This is a genomic window from Reichenbachiella sp. (genome assembly GCF_965223055.1).
Lineage (GTDB): Bacteria > Bacteroidota > Bacteroidia > Cytophagales > Cyclobacteriaceae > Reichenbachiella.
In genome coordinates this window covers 58,350-76,478 of sequence record NZ_CBDCVM010000007.1, presented here as the reverse complement: position 1 = coordinate 76,478, position 18,129 = coordinate 58,350, and the positions used below count along the sequence as shown (strand labels likewise).

The window sequence follows — 18,129 nt, the reverse complement described above, 5'->3', positions numbered from 1 at the left end:
ATAGCTTTGTTTATAACAAATCTATCCGTTTGAGTTTTGCCATGCAAGTATCGCAGAGTCACTCACTACAATTCCATCGGCTAATTTTTGATCAGAAATCGGCTCTTCAAATTTGTTACTGATGGGTAGCACCCCGGCCCACACATCCAGGTTATAGTCATCAGCTTCATCTACTGGATCACCTGTTCTGATTTTAGCAGAAGCAGAATCGATTTTGAATTTCAGCACTGAAGTAATATCCAATTCTTTTTGGCTAGGAACTCGACATTCATCCCATCTGCCTTTTAATATGTTTTCGGTGATTATAAAAAGACCATGGTTTTTATCCTCATTCGATGCTACTTCTTCTGCAGTACCGAACAAGACAACAGACCTGTAATTCGCTGAATGATGAAAGGCTGAGCGAGCCAACACTAAACCATCCAAATGTGTAACTGCCATGCAAACTGGTATCCCAGCTTTCACTGCTTTCATTGTCCTGCTCTTCACCGACCCATGTACATAGATAGTATCTCCATCCCTACCATAGGCTGTCGGAATAATGAAAGGTTCACCATTCATCACGAAGCTGACATGACAAATACACCCTGCGTCTAATATGTTGAAAACTTGCTCTTTGTCGTAGGTTGCTCTTTTTGCTCCACGGACTACTTTATTTTTTGCTGTCTTTTCAAATTGTTCCATCCCCATAAATTTTAATTTCACTCAAAATTATAAATCAAGTGGATTATCATTGTAATCCAATTTTTATAAACCTAAGGGTCCAGTTATGCTTCCATGGAAATCCATCATTACAATCAATCGTAAAGAAATCCGTCCAGTTTATTTACAAATATCTGATGCCGTAATCGCGGAAATCATGAAAGGAAGAATTCAGAAAGGTTTGAAAATGCCAGGGAGTAGAACGATGGCTAGCACACTTTGCCTCAATCGCAAGACCGTCTTGCAGGCTTATGATGAATTGATGGCGCAAGGATGGATGGAGATTGTTCCTATGAAAGGAACATTCATCAAGCAATCACTGCCCGAAGTAAAACAACAGTCTTTGGGAGATGTATTAGAAATTAAGTCTGAGGCACAGACAAACTCTTCAAAGTATGATATGCCACGAGGAGAACATGTAATAGACGATGGCACTCCGGATTATCGTCTTGCTCCAATTGATGATCTACTCAAGACTGCTCGATCTGTATCCAAAGGTCTAGTGGGGAAATCAGTCCTCTTAGGCAATCACTTTTTTGGCGAGGCAAGTCTTAGAAATAATCTCTCGGATTATCTATCAACCACCCGAGCCATCAACGGCACCAAGGGTAACATCCTCATTACACGAGGTAGTCAAATGGCCATTTATCTCGCATTCGCCATTTTATTATCTAAAGGTGACGAAGTCATTGTAGGCCAGCTAAATTATCATTCGGCAGATAAAGCCATTAAATCCACGGGAGGGACATTGGTAAAAGTACCCGTGACTCCTGAAGGGTTGGATTTAAACGTGGTTGAAGAAAAAGCAAAAGCAGGAAAAATCAAGGCCATGTATATTACGCCTCATCATCAATATCCCACGACAGTTACAATGCCTGTAGAAAACAGAATGAGATTACTGGAACTAGCCGAAAAATTTGACTTCTACGTCATAGAAGATGATTACGATTATGACTACCACTACAATCGTTCGCCAATTTTGCCTTTGGCCAGCATCGATAGAAATGGCAGAATAATCTATATCGGCTCATTTAGTAAAATCCTAGTCCCTTCTATTCGAATAGGTTATATGTTCGCCAGTGAATCCATCATCAAAAAATGTGGGGAACTCAGAATGATCATTGACAAACTGGGAGATCCAATCATGGAGAGAGCTCTTGCAGAAATGCTTGCCAATAATGACATAGATCGTTTTTTAAAAAAGGCTGTGAACACCTACAAGGAGAGGCGCGATCTGTTTTGCAAAAGACTCGAGGAAGGATTAAAAGAGGAAATAACATTTACTAAACCAAATGGAGGGATGGCTGTTTGGGTCAATTTTAAAAATATAAATATCCAGGATCTCGTTGAAACAGCACAAATACACAAATTGACACTAAAAATTGATGTTTACGAACACACAAACAAGGCTTGTAGATTTGGTTTTGCATCCATGAATCTAAAGGAAATTGAAACGAATACAGATTTGTTAATAAAGGCTGCCAACGCTGTTTTAAGCCAATAAACTTCAGAACTCAAATAATTTGTTTGGTTATTCTTATCAAACACTAATAGTTTAAATATCTTGTGATATATTTAGAATTGCAACTGCCCTTTCTAATCAGCTAACTATGGATTTTCTATGATGAAAAGGTTTTTGAATGCGCGTAGAGCAAAGAAAATGGATTAAAAATCATGGTTGGGAAATATTGTCCAACCATAATATCGGAGCCAAATCTCAATTGGTTTTTGTCTTTGGATCTACGGAACTGGTTCAAGACCAAACACTATTTGACGATGTCCGTAAAACCTACCCTAATGCTGAAATCGTAGTCAGTTCTGGGTCAGGAGAAATTATGAATGGCCAGGTATCTCAACATACCCTGAACGTCACCGCTATTGAATTTAATCATACCACCATCAAAACTCTCGAGATAAACCTCGATGATGTAAAGGATAGTTTTGATGTAGGTGCACATATTTCAGCTCATATTGAAAAAGATGGCTTGTCTAATCTCATGATATTTTCTAATGGCAATCAAATCAATGGTTCACACTTGCTGACTGGCCTACAATTCAACTTGTCAGAAGCTGTACCAATCACAGGTGGGCTTGCTGGAGCTTATGACCCCTTCTCTTCTACCTATACTGGACTAAATAGCATTGGAACAGAAGGAAAGGTTATAGGTATTGGTTTTTATGGAGACAAGCTCAAGATTGGTCATGCTTCTAAGGCTGGATGGACACCATTCGGCCCGGAAAGGTTTATTACAAAATCTACCAACAACATCCTCTTCGAATTGAACGAAGAACCCATTTTGGATTTTTACAAAAAATATCTAGATGGTCTTTTCGATGATATGGTCGAAGCTATACGAATTTATCCTCTAGGAATAAAGACGGATAATGGAGAAGAACGATTGCTTAGAGCATTTCTGGACTATAACAAAGAAAATGGCGGAGCACTATTCGCGGGTGATATGCCTGAAGGAGCCAAAGTTAGAATGATGCGTTCCAACGTGAATTCATTAATTGATGCAGCTGGAGAAGCAGCTACTGCTAGTACTCAAGCATTTGAAATTGATGACCCTGATCTGGCTATTTGCGTTAGCTGTGTTGGTCGTCAATTTATTCTTCAAGATTGGATTGGTGAAGAAGTAGAAGGAGTAACATCCGTTTTCGGTGAAAAAATACCAACATCTGGATTCTATTCCTACGGTGAAATTTCACCCCAAGGACCGAATAAAAAAGTGCGCTTCATAATCATACCATGACAATTACCACTTTTAAAGAATTATTATGAAGTCGGAGTATAACAAAATATTGAACCGACAGATCAAAAAATATTCTAATGGAAAAGGAATCCCTGAAGACCTCTCCCCTCTTTTCAATAGCATCAGTGAGTTTTATGACAATTTTGAAAGAGATCAAAAGCTCGTAGAAAGAGTAATGGATCTGAGTTCAGATGAGTTGATGGACTCAAACCTTGAACTTAAAAAGCTGAATGAGGAAATGGATCGTTTTGTCTATAGCACATCGCACGACCTTAGAGCTCCTCTACTTTCCATATTAGGATTACTCAATATTATCGAAAGTGAAAACACGCAGTATGACATCAAGGGATATCTAAAACTCCTGAGAGATAGCACAGTGAAGTTAGATCGATTCATCAGCGATATTATTGATTACTCCAGAAACACCAGGTTAGAAGTCAATTGTGTCAAAGTAGATTTTGCATCTGTGATTGATGAAAGCTTCAAACACCTCAATTATATGCCAGGATGTTCAACCCTACTCAAATTGATCAACATTGATGATCACGCCAATTTGTTTAGTGATGACCGAAGGCTCTCGATTATATTTAATAACCTGATATCCAATGCGATCAAATATCAAAAGCCTGATATTGAAGATAGTTATGTGAATATCGAAGCTGAGATTACTCCTTCAGAACTCAAAGTAGAAATTGAAGACAATGGAGTAGGGATAGAAGAAAAATATCTAGGGCAAATATTTGATATGTTTTATCGTGCTTCACCTGAAGCTAAGGGGTCCGGCTTAGGATTATACATAGTACAGGAGACACTAGAAAAACTTCAAGGCACCATTGAAGTGGAATCCACATATGGTGAAGGCACCAAGTTTACGGTCACCATCCCCAACATGATTTTAGGTGCGTAACATGAAGGCGCTCCTTTGTATATTATTACTTCTACCACTATCAATACAAGCGCAGTTTATTCCTCCAAAAAATCTATCACCCTATTTCAATGCTATTATTGTAAACGAATTGGATTCGTCCTTAGTTTGGTATCAACAAGTATTAGGATTTGAAGTACTGAACAGTAAAGAATTTCCAGAGATGGGCTTTAAACAAGCCAATTTAAAAAAAGGAACTTCCAGTCTTGAATTAATAGAACTCAATTCGGCTATTTCTCTAAAAGAGACAATTCCAAATTATAATAGCAAAACAAAAACAATAGGCCTTTTCAAATTTGGGTTTCAAGTCGAAGATTTTGATCAATGGTTAGCTTATTTAGAATCAACTCAAGCCACTATCCATGGACGTGTGGTAAATGATGAATTGACAAATAAGCGAATGGTTATCATTTTAGATCCAGATGGTAATCGCATTCAATTGTTTGAAAGATAACTTAACCTCAACTACAATTATTCTGCTTTCATTTCAAAAGCTACTCTTGCAAAGGGCATGTTTGTAAAGATTAAAACCAATGACAATGAAATAAAGCTCAGAGAATTCACAGCAAAATCTATCAACAATTTTATTTCAAAAAATGAACACAAAATCGAAATATCTATTCAATTGATATCTTCTGTAAAATGACTCCTATAGGGGCACCAACAGATTACTATATACAGCGTATAGTCAATCCAACTGAATAAGTGATAGTTGGTGTCGGCTAAGCCTAAGCACAAAACTCATACGAACATCACCCTACCTTACTTGGGAAGAATGTCTATCCAATTTAAATCGAAAACACCCTAGTTTTCTAGTAATGAAACCCATGTCCAAACATTCCATCATCTCTCTCTTTCTATTCACTATAGTTTTCTCGTACTCTTATTCCTGCATCCAACAAGAAGAAAATAATTCAACTACTACAAACCCTTCTCCCAACCTTAACCTAGAATCACACCCCAACATCTTGTGGATAGTAGCAGAAGATATGAGTCCTTATCTCCCCGCTTTTGGAGATAGCACAGTTTCCACCCCCAACTTAGATCGGCTAGCCAAATCTGGGGTGTGTTATGACAATTTCTACTCACCACATCCAGTTTGTGCACCAGCCAGGTCTTCTCTCATTACTGGCATGTATGCTAATAGTATAGGCGCCAGCCATATGCGAACGGGACCATGGTATGCCGGCCCTACAGGAGATATAACCATAAAAAGATACAACGAGTTACAGCCTGAAGGACTTGAAGCTTATGAAGCCGTACCGCCAGCCAAAGTAAAAATGTTTACTGAATACTTGCGTGCTGCAGGCTACTACTGCACCAACAACAGTAAAGAGGATTATCAATTTATCAAAACACCAACCGCCTGGGACGAATGTAGTTCTGATGCTCACTGGCGAAATAGCCCAGAAGGACAGCCCTTCTTCTCTGTTTTTAACATCATGGTGACCCATGAGTCAAAAATCTGGACAAAGTCGAATGATTCACTGCGAGTAGATAACGGTTTAGCCGTGCCTATTCCTCCCTATCTCCCGGATACGGAAATAGCAAAAAAAGATCTCCGAAGAATGTATTCCAATATAATTGAAATGGATCACCGGGTCGGCGAGATACTCGATGAACTCGAAGCAGATGGGCTCATGGATAAAACCATTGTCGTATGGTATACTGACCATGGAGGGCCTCTTCCCAGACAAAAGCGATTACTTTATGAATCAGGCCTTGAAGTACCGGCTATTGTTAGATTTCCCGGCAAACAATTCGCCGGTCAGCGAGATGATCGCTTGATTAGCTTCGTGGATTTGGCACCTACAATGCTCTCCCTCGCTGGCATTGAACCACCCAAGCATATGCAGGGTAAGGCGTTTCTGGGGAAATACATTCGAAAAAAAGAACCCAACTATCTTTTCGCAGCCTCCGATCGTTTTGACGAATACACAGATCGGGTCAGATCTGTTCGAAACAAACGCTACAAATACATCCATTACCTAATGCCTGAGTTGCCTATGTACGCAGACATCACCTATCGCAATCAGATGCCCATCATGCAGGAGCTAAAACGTCTTCGAGATACTAATCAACTCACGCCAGCACAAGCCCTTTGGTTTAGGCCCACCAAACCAGCGGAAGAACTGTTTGATCTGGTAAACGATCCACATGAGCTAAACAATCTGGCAGAAGACCCGAAGTATGCAGATAAACTCCAGGAACTTCGCAAAGCTTGCACAAAATGGACAAAAGACATCAATGACACTGGCCTAATCCCCGAAACCGAGCTCATCGCTCGATTCAAGCCCAATGGCATTCAGCCGCAAACGGCACCTCCCGTCATCCAGCAAATAGATAGTTTGATAACCATCACATGCCAAACTGAAGGGGCTTCGATCGGATATAAACTATTTAACTCAGATGAGGACCCTGAAACAATAAGTTGGTCAGTTTATACAGAACCATTTTCTATTTCAATAAGTCAACAGCTTCAGGTGATTGCGCATCGGATTGGGTATCAACCAAGTAAAGTTCTTAAAATCAAACTATAAGATACTTAACAATTACTTTACCGACTTGACTAACCTGATTAGCCATTTCTACAATTGCTCTATTTGAATATATTCTAAGTTTCCATTATTCGATCATCACTCAATCACCAAATCTCATAGTTACAGATTAAGAAAAAGGCATAGTCTCTCTTTAAAGTGAATGGTCAGCTTACCACAAAAAAACCTGACCAAAATCACTCTATTCTGTCAACAATATCATATCACAAGACGACAAATAGTTCTAATTATGTTGAAACTAAATTTTCACCGTAACTACAATGAACTATGTTATCTAAGCAACAAGCTAAGGTGTTCTTTCTAGGAGGTACGTTTTTTTTTCTGGCCATATTCGTTGCCATGTCGATCCATTCGTTGATCGTGGGCATACCCCAGAATACAAATGCCAATGACTTAACACCACAAGTCAAACTAGGAAAGAAGCTTTGGGACGACAACAATTGTATGGGCTGCCATACCATTATGGGAGAAGGAGCATACTATGCGCCAGAACTTACCCGTGTATATTCAAGAAAAGGACCTGAATATATTAGAACTGTATTAAATGCACCCAATGGCTGGGGCCCAAGAGGCAGACGTATGGTTAAGTATGAATTCACCGATGAAGAAGTAGAAGGTCTTGTCGGATTTTTTGAATGGATGAACAGAGCAGAACTCAATGGGTTCCCTCCAGAACCATCATTGGAAAAGTAATCTGTTTCACTAAACAAAAATGCTATGAAATTTAAATCACAAAAAATAGCCTATCACTTTTTTGCCTTGAGTATTATATTGCTTGTGTTGCAAATTGTATACGGCTTTATCATGGGTTTTGCCCATATGGGATATGACGGACTTCACGAACTGATCGCCTTCAACACTGCTGTAACCACACACAAAAACTTGTTGGTAGTTTGGATCCTATCAGGATTTATGGGTGCTGCTTATTTTATTATACCAGATGAATCTGATAATGAATTATGGTCAGTACCACTTGCTAAATTACAGTTTTGGAGCTTTGCTATTGTAGGGGTAATAGCTGTAGCTGGATTCCACGTAGGTTGGTGGGAAGGACGTAAATTCTTAGAAATTCCAAGACCTCTTGATTATCTGGTTGCTGGGAATGTTATCCTATTTTTAGTAATCATTATCATGACACAATGGAAAGGTGGAAAATCATCAACCACAGCATGGGTATTAATCATGGGATTGGTATTTGCTGCTTTGCTTTATCTACCAGGCATGATCTACTTTGATAATATTGCTGTTGATTCATTCTTCAGATGGTGGGTCGTTCACTTATGGGTAGAAGGCGTATGGGAATTGATCATGGGAGGTATTCTTGCTTACCTACTGATCAAAATCACTGGTGTGGATCGGGAAGTAATAGAGAAATGGCTCTACGTCGTCGTAGGACTCACTTTCATCTCAGGTATCTTAGGGACGGGTCACCACTATTACTATACTGGAGGCCCTAAATATTGGTTGATGGTTGGTGGAATTTTCTCTGCACTAGAACCTCTAGCATTCTTAGGAATGACTGTTTTTGCCATACAGATGTACAGGAAAGGCAATAAGAAGCATCCGAATAAGCTTGCCTTATATTGGACCCTGAATACGGCCATCGTATCATTCATAGGTGCAGGTTTGCTGGGATTGGCTCATACCCTACCAAGCGTCAATTTATATACACATGGAACGTTAGTTACAGCTATGCATGGCCACTTAGCCTTTTGGGGAGCCTATGCGTCACTTGTTTTAGCTATCATTAGCTATGCCATGCCACTCATGACAGGACGAAATATTTTCGATAACAGAACAGGACATTTGGCCTTCTGGTGCTCCAACATTGGTATGCTAGGCATGACCTGTGCATTTGCAGCGGCTGGAGTAGCTCAAGTATATTTAGAAAGAATAGCTGGATATGATTTTATGACAACGGCCATAGAAATTCAACCCCACTTCTTTGTATTAATATTAGCTGCCACACTGTTTACAGCTGGAATTGTTTTCTACATCGTCAACTTTATAAAATTCGGTCGTCCTTCGGATGAAGCTTTGAGGGCTGATGAAGAATTTGAGGCATTAGGATCTGCATGAATTGGTTTAGTGCTAGCCTAATAGGCTGCCCCTGTAACCTGCACGGGGGCAGCTAATTTTTATTTCAATAGTCGTCTCCCTCTCGACTGAATTATTTCTAACAATACAATATGCTATTAGAAAAAGAACCCTTCTACAAACCTGTAGGACAAGAATTGGAAATATTCGAACACGCCTTTAAAAACAGATTACCGCTCCTTCTCAAAGGCCCAACCGGAACGGGTAAATCGAGATTTGTAGAGCATATGGCGCACAAAAAAAAGAAAGAACTCTTCACTGTTGCTTGTCATGAGGAAACTTCAGCTACCGACCTGATTGGTCGCTATATCATTAAAGGAGCAGAGACCGTGTGGCAAGATGGCCCGCTCACCAAGGCGGTAAGAAACGGGGCCATCCTCTATCTGGATGAAATCGCTGAAGCAAGGCCTGATGTTATCGTTGCTATTCACTCCCTTACAGATTTCAGAAGAATCCTATATCTCGATAAGCTTGGGGAGGAAATCACTGCTTCAGACGAATTTATGTTCATCGCCTCATTCAACCCTGGTTATCAGAGAGGGTTCAAAGAATTAAAACCATCTACTCGCCAGCGCTTTGTATCGGTTGGATTCGAATACCCGGATACGGACGCAGAGATAGAAATTGTAAGAGCGGAATCTGGCGTAGATCATGACATAGCCAAAAAACTGGTTAAAATAGGAGTAAAAATTCGAAACCTAACAGAACTAGGTTTGACAGAAACCGTTTCTACTCGATTGCTCGTAGATGCCGGAAAGTTGATACATACAGGACTAGCCAAACGCCTCTCCGTAGAAGTAGCTGTAGTAGAACCGCTCACTGATGATGAAGACACGCTGCTGGCATTGAAAGACCTAGTTAATTTGATGATCTAATCATGGAATTTGATCAGGTTATTTTCCAACGTATTTATAAATTTCTTGTCAAGAAAAAGAAAAACGCCTATGAGGAAAGTGCATTCAACATATGTCTAAATGATATCCGAGGGCGTCTTACCATTCTGATAAGAGCAATGACAGGAGATCCGATTGACTTGATTGGCTCAGAACGTGAAGGTGGCTGGAAAGACAATAGTTTCTATTTGCCCGAGCATAGTTATTTATTTAATTCAATTGAAAAAAACCTACAACTCTACCTATTTCGCATATTCTACATTTCCGCCCAGCGAAAAATGGGCTACAACTGGCGGTCGGATGAAATTCACTCAATAGAAGAATCCCAAGCTAAGGCACTAGAAACATCCAGATATGTGCTAGTCCTTTTGTTTAAAGAATTTCCTCTGCTAGAATCTATTCACAATCAACTTTTGGCTGAACTCTATGAAAAAATCAGCGAAGAACAACCAAACCCCGATTTGACATGGCTCTATGGGCGTTGGATGAAAAACAGTGCTGGTTTTGAGCACAAAAATAGACTCAAAAACGTGTCAGACAAATCTTTTGCTGCCAACTCAGTGACTGCTGACACAGAAATCAAAGCCAAACAGGCCGATGAAATAGAAGTGATTTCTGTAGATAAAAAGCAACAGGAAGATTTTGTACTTACCCACAATTTCGAAAAAGCAGAAACCATAGATGAATTTGACGGGGTCTGGCGTGATTTCGATGGCGACGATACGTTGAGCGATGATGCCGAAGCACTAAGTGACCAAAATTTGAAACACGTAATTCGCGTGGATGATCCAGTACACTCGGTCTATCAGGCAGAGATGGCTGGACAAGTCACGGTCTCCGAAAGCACAGAAGTAGAATCAAACGCCTTTCATCTCACTTATCCAGAGTGGGATTATTACTCACAGAGTTACAAAAGAGACTTTTGCAAGGTGTTTCCTGAAACTTTGCGCCAAAGTAAGGTCGAATACTATCAAAAGACCATGGAGCTCAATCGATCCGTATTTATTCGTTTGAGAAAAATCTTTGCTAAGCTCAATAATGATCTGGAGTACGTGAGAAAACAACTTGCTGGTGACCACATCGACATAGATACCGCCACGGATCGACTATGCGATCTACATGCCAAGCATACTCCAGATGATCGTGTCTACATCACGACCAGAAAACAAAAGAAGGAACTGTCGCTTTTGTTCCTACTTGATCTTAGTTTGTCTAGTGATGGATACGCCAAGGGAAACAGAATCATCGATATAGAAAAACAAGTATCGATCCTTTTTGGTGAGGTGCTAAATGAATACGAAATTGACTTTCAAATTGATGGATTCTACTCTAAGACCAGGAACAAAACCACCTATATCACGCTCAAGGCTTTCGATCAGCCCTGGAGCAAAGCCAAGCTCAATATAGGCGCAGTGCAACCAGAAGGCTATACTCGTATAGGTCCTGCGATACGTCATGCCAATCAGCTACTTAACAAAAGACAGAATCGAAAAAAGTGGTTAATACTACTCTCTGATGGCAAACCCAACGATTATGATCGCTACGAAGGCAAATATGGCATCAAAGACATCAAACAAGCATTGCGTGAGCTCAATGCCAACGGGATCAACAGTTATGCAGTAGCGATAGAAGAGCAAGCCAAATATTATCTACCTCAAATGTTTGGAAATAATCATTACAATATCCTGTCAAGTCCCTTGGAGATGATCCATTCACTTGCAAAATTGTATAAAAGGATTGAGTCCCAGTAATCTGAGAGACAATCACATAACATCTATCAGCCTCGCAATTGCCTCTTCAGTCTTCTCAAACTCAAAGCCCTTCAAAACGCTGGTTAGCTTTGCTTCGATCTCATCATTGGCTGGATTGCCAATACTGCCAAGGTGGGTATGATTCACTGATTTATTTAAGCTGCCCCCTCCTGCTTCGATGGCTTTACCTACCTGGATGTAGGCATCACGGAAAGGCACGCCTTCATTGACTAGGCGATTCACTTCTTCTACGCTGAATAGGTCATTGTATTTCGGATCGTCAATAATGTCTGACTTCACTTCGATGTTTTTCATCGCAAAAGTGCAGACCTCAAGCGTTGATTTTAATTCTGCGAAAGCCGGCAAGAAAGTCTCTTTGATGGTCTGCATGTCACGGTGATAGCCTGACGGCAAATTGGTTGTGATCAGCGTCACTTCATTAGAGAGCGATTGGAGTTTATTCATCTTGGCGCGAATCAGCTCAAACACATCAGGATTCTTCTTGTGCGGCATGATACTCGAACCTGTAGTCATTTCTACTGGTAGTTTCAGAAAACCGAAGTTTTGGGAATTGTACAAACAGATGTCCATACTCATTCGTGACAGTGTGGCTGCGATGCTACTCATAGCAAAGGCCACTGACTTCTCTACTTTGCCTCGACTCATTTGGGCATAAACCACATTATAACTCAGATCTTCAAAGCCCAAGAGCTCCGTGGTCATCTTGCGATCTAGCGGAAATGAAGAGCCATAGCCTGCACCAGAACCTAGCGGATTCTGATTGGCGATCTTATAGGCAGCTAAGAGCAAATGAAGATCATCAGTCAAACTTTCTGCATAAGCGCCAAACCACAATCCAAAGGATGAAGGCATAGCTACTTGCAAATGGGTGTAGCCAGGTATCAGAATGTCTTTGTGCTTTTTACTCAAGCCATTGAGCGTCTGAAAAAGCTCTTCTACCAATTCGGTAATACTCCGAATTTCGTCACGAATAAACAAACGCAGATCTACTAAAACCTGATCATTGCGGGAGCGACCGCTATGGATTTTTTTACCTACATCGCCTAGCTTTTGGGTGAGAAGCAATTCCACTTGCGAATGAACATCTTCTATCCCATCTTCGATCACAAAATCTCCAACTTGAATGACCCCAAGGATATTTTTGAGTTCGCTCAGTAATTGTTCCAATTCTTGGTTCGTCAAGAGTCCAATACTCTCAAGCATAGTAGCATGAGCCATAGAACCGTACACATCGAACGGAGCGAGTAGCAAGTCCAATTCTCTATCTCGGCCCACGGTATAGGTTTCTATTTCTTTAGATACTTCGTTTGTTCCTTTATCCCAGAGTTTCATGTTCTTTTTAGTCTAGTTCTCCATTATTTATAACCGTCATCACGAGCAAAGCGAAGTGATCTTAAAGTTTGATTCCGAATCGAAATCATAAGATTGCTCCACCCCGTTCTTACGGGATTCGCAATGACGTAATATGTGAGACAGTTATAATTCTAAGCCATCCAACAATGCTATATATCCTTTAATGCCATTCTCTATCTCATCGATTCCAATATACTCATCTGCTGTATGCGAACGAGCCGAATCACCTGGGCCAATTTTGATCGTATCGAAAGGCATCAGTGCCTGATCTGAAAGTGTCGGTGACCCGTATTTTTTCATTCCTAATGATTCTCCGCGCTTCACGATGGGGTGCTCTTTAGACAAACCGGAAGAGTTCAATCGAATCGACCGTGGCTTTACTTCCACGTCCATCAACTCGTCAATGATTGCGACCGTTTCAGCATTGGAATAGGCATCTGTCGTACGTACGTCCACTACAAACTTACAGCTGTCAGGTACCACATTGTGCTGCGTACCTGATTCTATAAGCGTAACTGTTTTCTTTATTGGACCCAGATAATCTGATTCCTTCTTGAACTTAAAATTCTTAAGTTTTTCAATTTCAACCAACGCCTTATAAATCGCATTTTCTCCTTCATCTCTGGCTGCGTGTCCACTTACTCCTTTGGCCTCACAGTCCAAAACTATCAATCCTTTTTCGGCAACCGCCATATCCATCAAGGTAGGTTCACCTACAATGGCCAGATCAATTTTACCTAGGTCTTTTAAAATAGACGCCACACCATTGGCACCGGAAATTTCTTCTTCAGCAGTTGCCGCAAGAATCAAATTGAAGGGTAACCCTTTTTGATCTTGATAATGCAAGAATGCCTGCATCAAACAAACCAAAGGCCCACCCGCGTCATTGCTACCCAAACCATACAATTTACTATCAATGACCTGAGCTTTGAAAGGATCGAGTGTATAAGAAGAGGCCGGTTTTACTGTATCTATATGGGAGTTGAGAAGAATAGTAGGTTTAGTATCATCCCAATGCTTGGATTTGAGCCAGAGGTTATTGCCAGATCGAAATGGAGTCAAACCTTTTTTGACAAAAAAGGATTCGACTACTTTAGCTACCTCATCTTCTTCTCTGCTTAACGATTGAGTCTCAATCATGGCAGAAAGTAAAGCAACTGCTTCCTTTGTCTTTGAGTCGTATGATTCGTCTATTTCTGACATATCACGGTTCCAGGGTACTCCTTGGTTTGCACTAAATCAATCGCATCAAAATGACAGATTTTTACTTGCTCTACTCCTGCTGCAATAGCATCAAAGGCATTATCGATTTTGGGAACCATACCATCACTGATTGTCCCATTTTTCATTAGCCCTTCATAATCCTTTTTTACAATCTGAGGAATGACCGTTTTGCTTTCAAAATCACTCAAAACACCTAGCTGCTCGAAGCAATAAACCAAGTCAACCTTATGAGTGCCACTCATACCTGTCGCCAAAGCTGAGGCAATAGTATCAGCATTCGTATTGAACAACTGGCCCTTGTTGTCATGCGTCAATGCACACACCACAGGAGTGATTTCTAGATTAATTAATGAATTCAATATATCATCGTTAACTCTTTCAATATCACCTACATAACCATAATCAATTACAAGATTCATTCGCTTATGCGATTTTATCAGATTTAGATCTGCTCCTGATACTCCCAATGCCTGAGTATCCAGCCCTTGCAACTTGGCTACTATTTTTTTATTCAAGCCAGAAAAGATCATAGTCACCACCTCAATCGCGTCTTTGTCGGTGATCCGACGACCTTCGATCATCTTAGGCTCGATACCCATTTTTCGTTGCCACTCTGAAGCGATATTTCCACCTCCGTGTACCAGGATTTTCTTACCCTCAATCTTGGCAAATTTCTTTAGAAATGCATCCAAAGCCGAATCGTCATTAATGACCTTTCCTCCTATTTTTACTACTGTTAGTTTGTCCATTGCATAAAGTTTAAAACACCTCAGATCTTAACCTCAGTCTTCAGCGCTATCTCTATCATTGTCCTCTAGCCGGACAGGCTCTTACTTTTTTCATGCCAAAAAAGTAAGCAAAAAGGCTAGCGGTTCCCCGCCGGGAAAAAATTAAACGCGCAAGGCCTCTCCCCGCATCCACGCACCATTTTTTCAACCTACCCGCATATTGGTTTGTCCGATTTATCAGCCAATTAATTTTCTTAAGACCAAATTTGCTGAGGTCACCCGATGTGCAGCTTGCTGCATTACAATCGAATTCTCGCTATCAATCACCTCATCAGATACGATTACATTTCTACGCACGGGCAGACAGTGCATGAACTTTGCGTTGTTGGTCAGATTCATTTTAACTTTATCAACCATCCACTTTTTGTCTTGCGACAATATCTGACCGTACTCTTCATATGAAGACCAGTTTTTGGTGTAGATGAAATCCGCACCTTCAAATGCTTTTTTTTGATCGTACTCTAATGTTGCACCTTCCATAAATTCAGGTGCCAACTCATAACCCTCCGGATGGGAAACCACAAAATCGAAACCCATTTGGCCTGCCCATTGCGAAAAAGAATTGGCTACCGCTTGAGGCAAAGCCTTAGGATGAGGTGCCCAGGAAAGAACCACTTTCGGTTTTTTAACAGAGGAAAACTCCTTAATTGTGATCATATCTGCCAATGACTGCAATGGATGCAGCGTAGCTGACTCCATGTTGATTACCGGAATCGTACAATGGTTGACAAACTGATTAAATACCTTTTCATTGTAATCATCTTCCCGATTGCTCAAGGACGCAAAAGAACGAACGCCTATCGCATCAAAATAACTACTCAATACGCCAGCAGCTTCTTTGATATGCTCGCTGGTGTATCCATTCATCACTGTACCATCTTCAAACTCCAACTGCCAACCTTCCTGATTCAGGTTGAATATAAAGGACTGGATACCCAAATTGAAAGCCGCCTTTTGCATACTCAAGCGTGTCCTCAAACTAGGATTGAAAAACAGCAGGCAGATCGACTTGCCAGTATATACTTTAGGACCGTAGGTCTCTATTTCTTTTTTAAGTGCTAATGCTTCTTCTACCCACCCTTGGGGGTCGTCCACATCGTTTATTGAGCAAAAATTCATGATAATATTTCTTTTAAAGCTTTCACGAAAGTGTCCGCTTCTGTTTTTCCAATTCCCAAAGGGGGTAATAATCGTAATACATTGGGGCTGGTGGCTGCTCCTGTGAATATCTTGTATTCGGTGAGCAATCGTCCTCGAATTTCTTTGACCGGCTTTTCAAATTCAAAGCCTAACAATAACCCCTTGCCTCTGATTTCTTTAATAGCTTCAATGCCCTCTAACTGTGAGACGAGATACTCTCCCATTTCCGCGGCATTGTGAATCAATCCTTCTTCTTGAATCACATCTAAAACAGCTAATCCTGCAGCACATGCCAGGTGATTGCCTCCAAACGTAGTTCCAAGCTGACCATATGAGGCTTCAAACCTAGGTGCAATCAACACACCTCCAATAGGAAATCCATTCCCCATTCCTTTGGCCACGGTGACCAAGTCAGGCTGAATACCGGCATACTGAAAAGCAAAGAATTTACCTGACCGACCGTAACCAGACTGAATTTCGTCTAGAATCAGCATGGTACCTGTCTGCTTACAGATTTGCTCTAGCGCGATTAAAAACTCATTGGATGGCTTATAAATGCCACCAATTCCCTGAATACCTTCGATAATGACTGCTGCATATTCTTTGGACTTCAACGCCTCTGTCACACCATCCAAATCTTCTAGTACGAAGAGATCGATGTTCTCTGTTGAATTTACTGCTGCCTGAATTTTAGGATTGTCTGTAACAGCAACAGCTAGAGAAGTACGCCCATGAAAGCCTTTTTTAAATCCTAATACTTTCTTTCTTCCAGTTTCGAACGAAGCCAGCTTCAAAGCATTCTCGTTGGCCTCAGCGCCAGAGTTGCACATAAATAAATTATAATCAGTTAAGCCAGAAAGCTCTCCCAACTCATGTGCTAATTCTTCCTGGATTGGGATCTTAATAGAGTTGGAATAAAAGCCAATCTCTTGCACCTGCTTTGTAATATTAGAGACATATTTGGGATGCGAATGTCCGATGGAAATCACCGCATGGCCACCATACATATCCAGATACTTTGTACCATGATCATCCCACACATAGGCGCCGTCGGCTTTCACCACATGGATGTCAAAAACAGGATATACTTTAAAATTTTCCATGATTACTTTTCTGAGATAATGTCTGAAATTTTGTCGTAAGACTTCATCAAGCCCTTAATCAATGCGGAACTCATACCCTCATGTTCCATTTCGTTCAAGCCTGAAATCGTACAGCCCCGGGGTGTTGTAACTTTGTCAATTTCCTCTTCTGGATGACTGTTGGAATTTAGTAGTAAGCTCGCTGCCCCCATACAGGCTTGAGTCGCCATGTTTTTAGCCTCTGGTGCATCAAAACCTAACTGAATGGCCCCTTGTGTGGTTGCACGGATCAATCGCATCCAAAAAGCGATACCACTGGCGCAAATCACGGTAGCCGCCTGCATCATGCTTTCTTCAATAATCAGAGACTGGCCTAAGGCATCAAAGATTTGCTGCGCCACTTTCAATTGATCCTTACCCTGCTCATTTGCACTCAGACAGGTCATAGACTGACCTACAGAAATGGCCGTATTGGGCATACTTCGAATAACTGCGATATCTTTTTTAATCACATTTTCAATATCAGCAATGGCACGTCCAGTTACCGTAGAAATCAATACATGGCGTCCTTCAAGCAGTACACCTTTGATTTCGTTGAGCACACTATTGATCTGGCCGGGTTGTATAGCCAGGATAATGATGTCTGACTGCTGTACAGCTTCAATATTGCTAGAAGTGACCTTTACTTTGTTACTGTCGAATTTCTCCGCTAGCCCTGTCACATTTCGCTTGGTAAGCGTGAGCTGGTCTACATGGAAGCCAGTCTGCTCTGCGATTCCCTGAGCGATCGAATATCCTAAGTTACCTACACCTATAAGTGCTATTTTCATTTTTTTAGATTT

General features: G+C 40.9%; 16 protein-coding genes. 9 read left to right on the top strand and 7 right to left on the bottom strand.

The features are described from left to right. Nucleotides 1-21 precede the first annotated feature (21 nt). A complete protein-coding gene (locus ACOQO5_RS07250) occupies nucleotides 22-684 on the bottom strand; it encodes a pyridoxamine 5'-phosphate oxidase family protein (protein WP_420581022.1) in 663 nt (220 codons plus the stop codon). Between the two features lie 85 nt (nucleotides 685-769). Between ACOQO5_RS07250 and ACOQO5_RS07245 the strand changes: the two genes are divergently transcribed. The 9 genes from ACOQO5_RS07245 (at nucleotide 770) to ACOQO5_RS07205 (ending at nucleotide 11,679) form a co-directional block, all read left to right on the top strand. After that, entirely contained in the window at nucleotides 770-2,206 is a 1,437-nt protein-coding gene (locus tag ACOQO5_RS07245; RefSeq protein WP_420581021.1) for a PLP-dependent aminotransferase family protein, read from the top strand. Nucleotides 2,207-2,342: 136 nt separating this feature from the next. Beyond that, nucleotides 2,343-3,455 carry an FIST signal transduction protein gene (locus tag ACOQO5_RS07240; RefSeq protein ID WP_420581020.1) on the top strand — a complete coding sequence of 371 codons (1,113 nt, stop codon included), beginning with the start codon at nucleotides 2,343-2,345 and terminating at the stop codon, nucleotides 3,453-3,455. A gap of 25 nt (nucleotides 3,456-3,480) precedes the next feature. Further along, on the top strand, nucleotides 3,481-4,362 hold the full coding sequence (locus ACOQO5_RS07235) for a sensor histidine kinase (RefSeq protein ID WP_420581019.1): 882 nt from the start codon (nucleotides 3,481-3,483) through the stop codon (nucleotides 4,360-4,362). Nucleotide 4,363: 1 nt separating this feature from the next. After that, on the top strand, nucleotides 4,364-4,834 hold the full coding sequence (locus ACOQO5_RS07230; RefSeq protein ID WP_420581018.1) for a VOC family protein: 471 nt from the start codon (nucleotides 4,364-4,366) through the stop codon (nucleotides 4,832-4,834). 373 nt (nucleotides 4,835-5,207) lie between these two features. Next, entirely contained in the window at nucleotides 5,208-6,920 is a 1,713-nt protein-coding gene (locus ACOQO5_RS07225) for a sulfatase-like hydrolase/transferase (RefSeq protein ID WP_420581017.1), read from the top strand. 285 nt (nucleotides 6,921-7,205) lie between these two features. Next, nucleotides 7,206-7,631, top strand: coding sequence for a c-type cytochrome (locus ACOQO5_RS07220; protein ID WP_420581016.1), 426 nt, complete (start codon nucleotides 7,206-7,208; stop codon nucleotides 7,629-7,631). 24 nt (nucleotides 7,632-7,655) lie between these two features. Next, nucleotides 7,656-9,017, top strand: a complete 1,362-nt coding sequence (locus ACOQO5_RS07215; protein ID WP_420581015.1) for a cbb3-type cytochrome c oxidase subunit I — start codon at nucleotides 7,656-7,658, stop codon at nucleotides 9,015-9,017. Between the two features lie 110 nt (nucleotides 9,018-9,127). After that, on the top strand, nucleotides 9,128-9,910 hold the full coding sequence (locus ACOQO5_RS07210) for a CbbQ/NirQ/NorQ/GpvN family protein (RefSeq protein ID WP_420581014.1): 783 nt from the start codon (nucleotides 9,128-9,130) through the stop codon (nucleotides 9,908-9,910). Between the two features lie 2 nt (nucleotides 9,911-9,912). Then, entirely contained in the window at nucleotides 9,913-11,679 is a 1,767-nt protein-coding gene (locus ACOQO5_RS07205; RefSeq protein ID WP_420581013.1) for a nitric oxide reductase activation protein NorD, read from the top strand. Between the two features lie 12 nt (nucleotides 11,680-11,691). Here the strand turns inward: ACOQO5_RS07205 and argH are convergent, their stop codons facing one another. From argH to proC, 6 genes are all read right to left on the bottom strand, one after another. Continuing rightward, nucleotides 11,692-13,032 carry an argininosuccinate lyase gene (gene argH / locus ACOQO5_RS07200; RefSeq protein ID WP_420581012.1) on the bottom strand — a complete coding sequence of 447 codons (1,341 nt, stop codon included), beginning with the start codon at nucleotides 13,030-13,032 and terminating at the stop codon, nucleotides 11,692-11,694. A 144-nt stretch (nucleotides 13,033-13,176) separates the two neighbouring features. Beyond that, complete coding sequence (locus ACOQO5_RS07195) at nucleotides 13,177-14,256, bottom strand: M20 family metallo-hydrolase (protein WP_420581011.1); 1,080 nt, start codon at nucleotides 14,254-14,256, stop codon at nucleotides 13,177-13,179. After that, nucleotides 14,244-15,026, bottom strand: a complete 783-nt coding sequence (gene argB, locus ACOQO5_RS07190; RefSeq protein ID WP_420581010.1) for an acetylglutamate kinase — start codon at nucleotides 15,024-15,026, stop codon at nucleotides 14,244-14,246. Before argB ends, ACOQO5_RS07195 begins: the two co-directional genes overlap by 13 nt. A gap of 216 nt (nucleotides 15,027-15,242) precedes the next feature. Continuing rightward, on the bottom strand, nucleotides 15,243-16,187 hold the full coding sequence (locus ACOQO5_RS07185) for an N-acetylornithine carbamoyltransferase (protein ID WP_420581105.1): 945 nt from the start codon (nucleotides 16,185-16,187) through the stop codon (nucleotides 15,243-15,245). Continuing rightward, a complete protein-coding gene (locus tag ACOQO5_RS07180; RefSeq protein WP_420581009.1) occupies nucleotides 16,181-17,308 on the bottom strand; it encodes an aspartate aminotransferase family protein in 1,128 nt (375 codons plus the stop codon). The genes ACOQO5_RS07185 and ACOQO5_RS07180 overlap by 7 nt, the downstream gene beginning before the upstream one ends. Before the next feature lie 2 nt (nucleotides 17,309-17,310). Next, nucleotides 17,311-18,117, bottom strand: coding sequence for a pyrroline-5-carboxylate reductase (gene proC, locus ACOQO5_RS07175; protein ID WP_420581008.1), 807 nt, complete (start codon nucleotides 18,115-18,117; stop codon nucleotides 17,311-17,313). Between the last annotated feature and the right edge of the window lie 12 nt (nucleotides 18,118-18,129).

Coding starts and splice junctions, on each gene's coding strand:
- ACOQO5_RS07250 (WP_420581022.1), bottom strand. CDS start 684: ATGGAACAATTTGAAAAGACAGCAAAAAATAAAGTAGTCCGTGGAGCA.
- ACOQO5_RS07245 (WP_420581021.1), top strand. CDS start 770: ATGCTTCCATGGAAATCCATCATTACAATCAATCGTAAAGAAATCCGT.
- ACOQO5_RS07240 (WP_420581020.1), top strand. CDS start 2,343: ATGCGCGTAGAGCAAAGAAAATGGATTAAAAATCATGGTTGGGAAATA.
- ACOQO5_RS07235 (WP_420581019.1), top strand. CDS start 3,481: ATGAAGTCGGAGTATAACAAAATATTGAACCGACAGATCAAAAAATAT.
- ACOQO5_RS07230 (WP_420581018.1), top strand. CDS start 4,364: ATGAAGGCGCTCCTTTGTATATTATTACTTCTACCACTATCAATACAA.
- ACOQO5_RS07225 (WP_420581017.1), top strand. CDS start 5,208: ATGTCCAAACATTCCATCATCTCTCTCTTTCTATTCACTATAGTTTTC.
- ACOQO5_RS07220 (WP_420581016.1), top strand. CDS start 7,206: ATGTTATCTAAGCAACAAGCTAAGGTGTTCTTTCTAGGAGGTACGTTT.
- ACOQO5_RS07215 (WP_420581015.1), top strand. CDS start 7,656: ATGAAATTTAAATCACAAAAAATAGCCTATCACTTTTTTGCCTTGAGT.
- ACOQO5_RS07210 (WP_420581014.1), top strand. CDS start 9,128: ATGCTATTAGAAAAAGAACCCTTCTACAAACCTGTAGGACAAGAATTG.
- ACOQO5_RS07205 (WP_420581013.1), top strand. CDS start 9,913: ATGGAATTTGATCAGGTTATTTTCCAACGTATTTATAAATTTCTTGTC.
- argH (WP_420581012.1), bottom strand. CDS start 13,032: ATGAAACTCTGGGATAAAGGAACAAACGAAGTATCTAAAGAAATAGAA.
- ACOQO5_RS07195 (WP_420581011.1), bottom strand. CDS start 14,256: ATGTCAGAAATAGACGAATCATACGACTCAAAGACAAAGGAAGCAGTT.
- argB (WP_420581010.1), bottom strand. CDS start 15,026: ATGGACAAACTAACAGTAGTAAAAATAGGAGGAAAGGTCATTAATGAC.
- ACOQO5_RS07180 (WP_420581009.1), bottom strand. CDS start 17,308: ATGGAAAATTTTAAAGTATATCCTGTTTTTGACATCCATGTGGTGAAA.
- proC (WP_420581008.1), bottom strand. CDS start 18,117: ATGAAAATAGCACTTATAGGTGTAGGTAACTTAGGATATTCGATCGCT.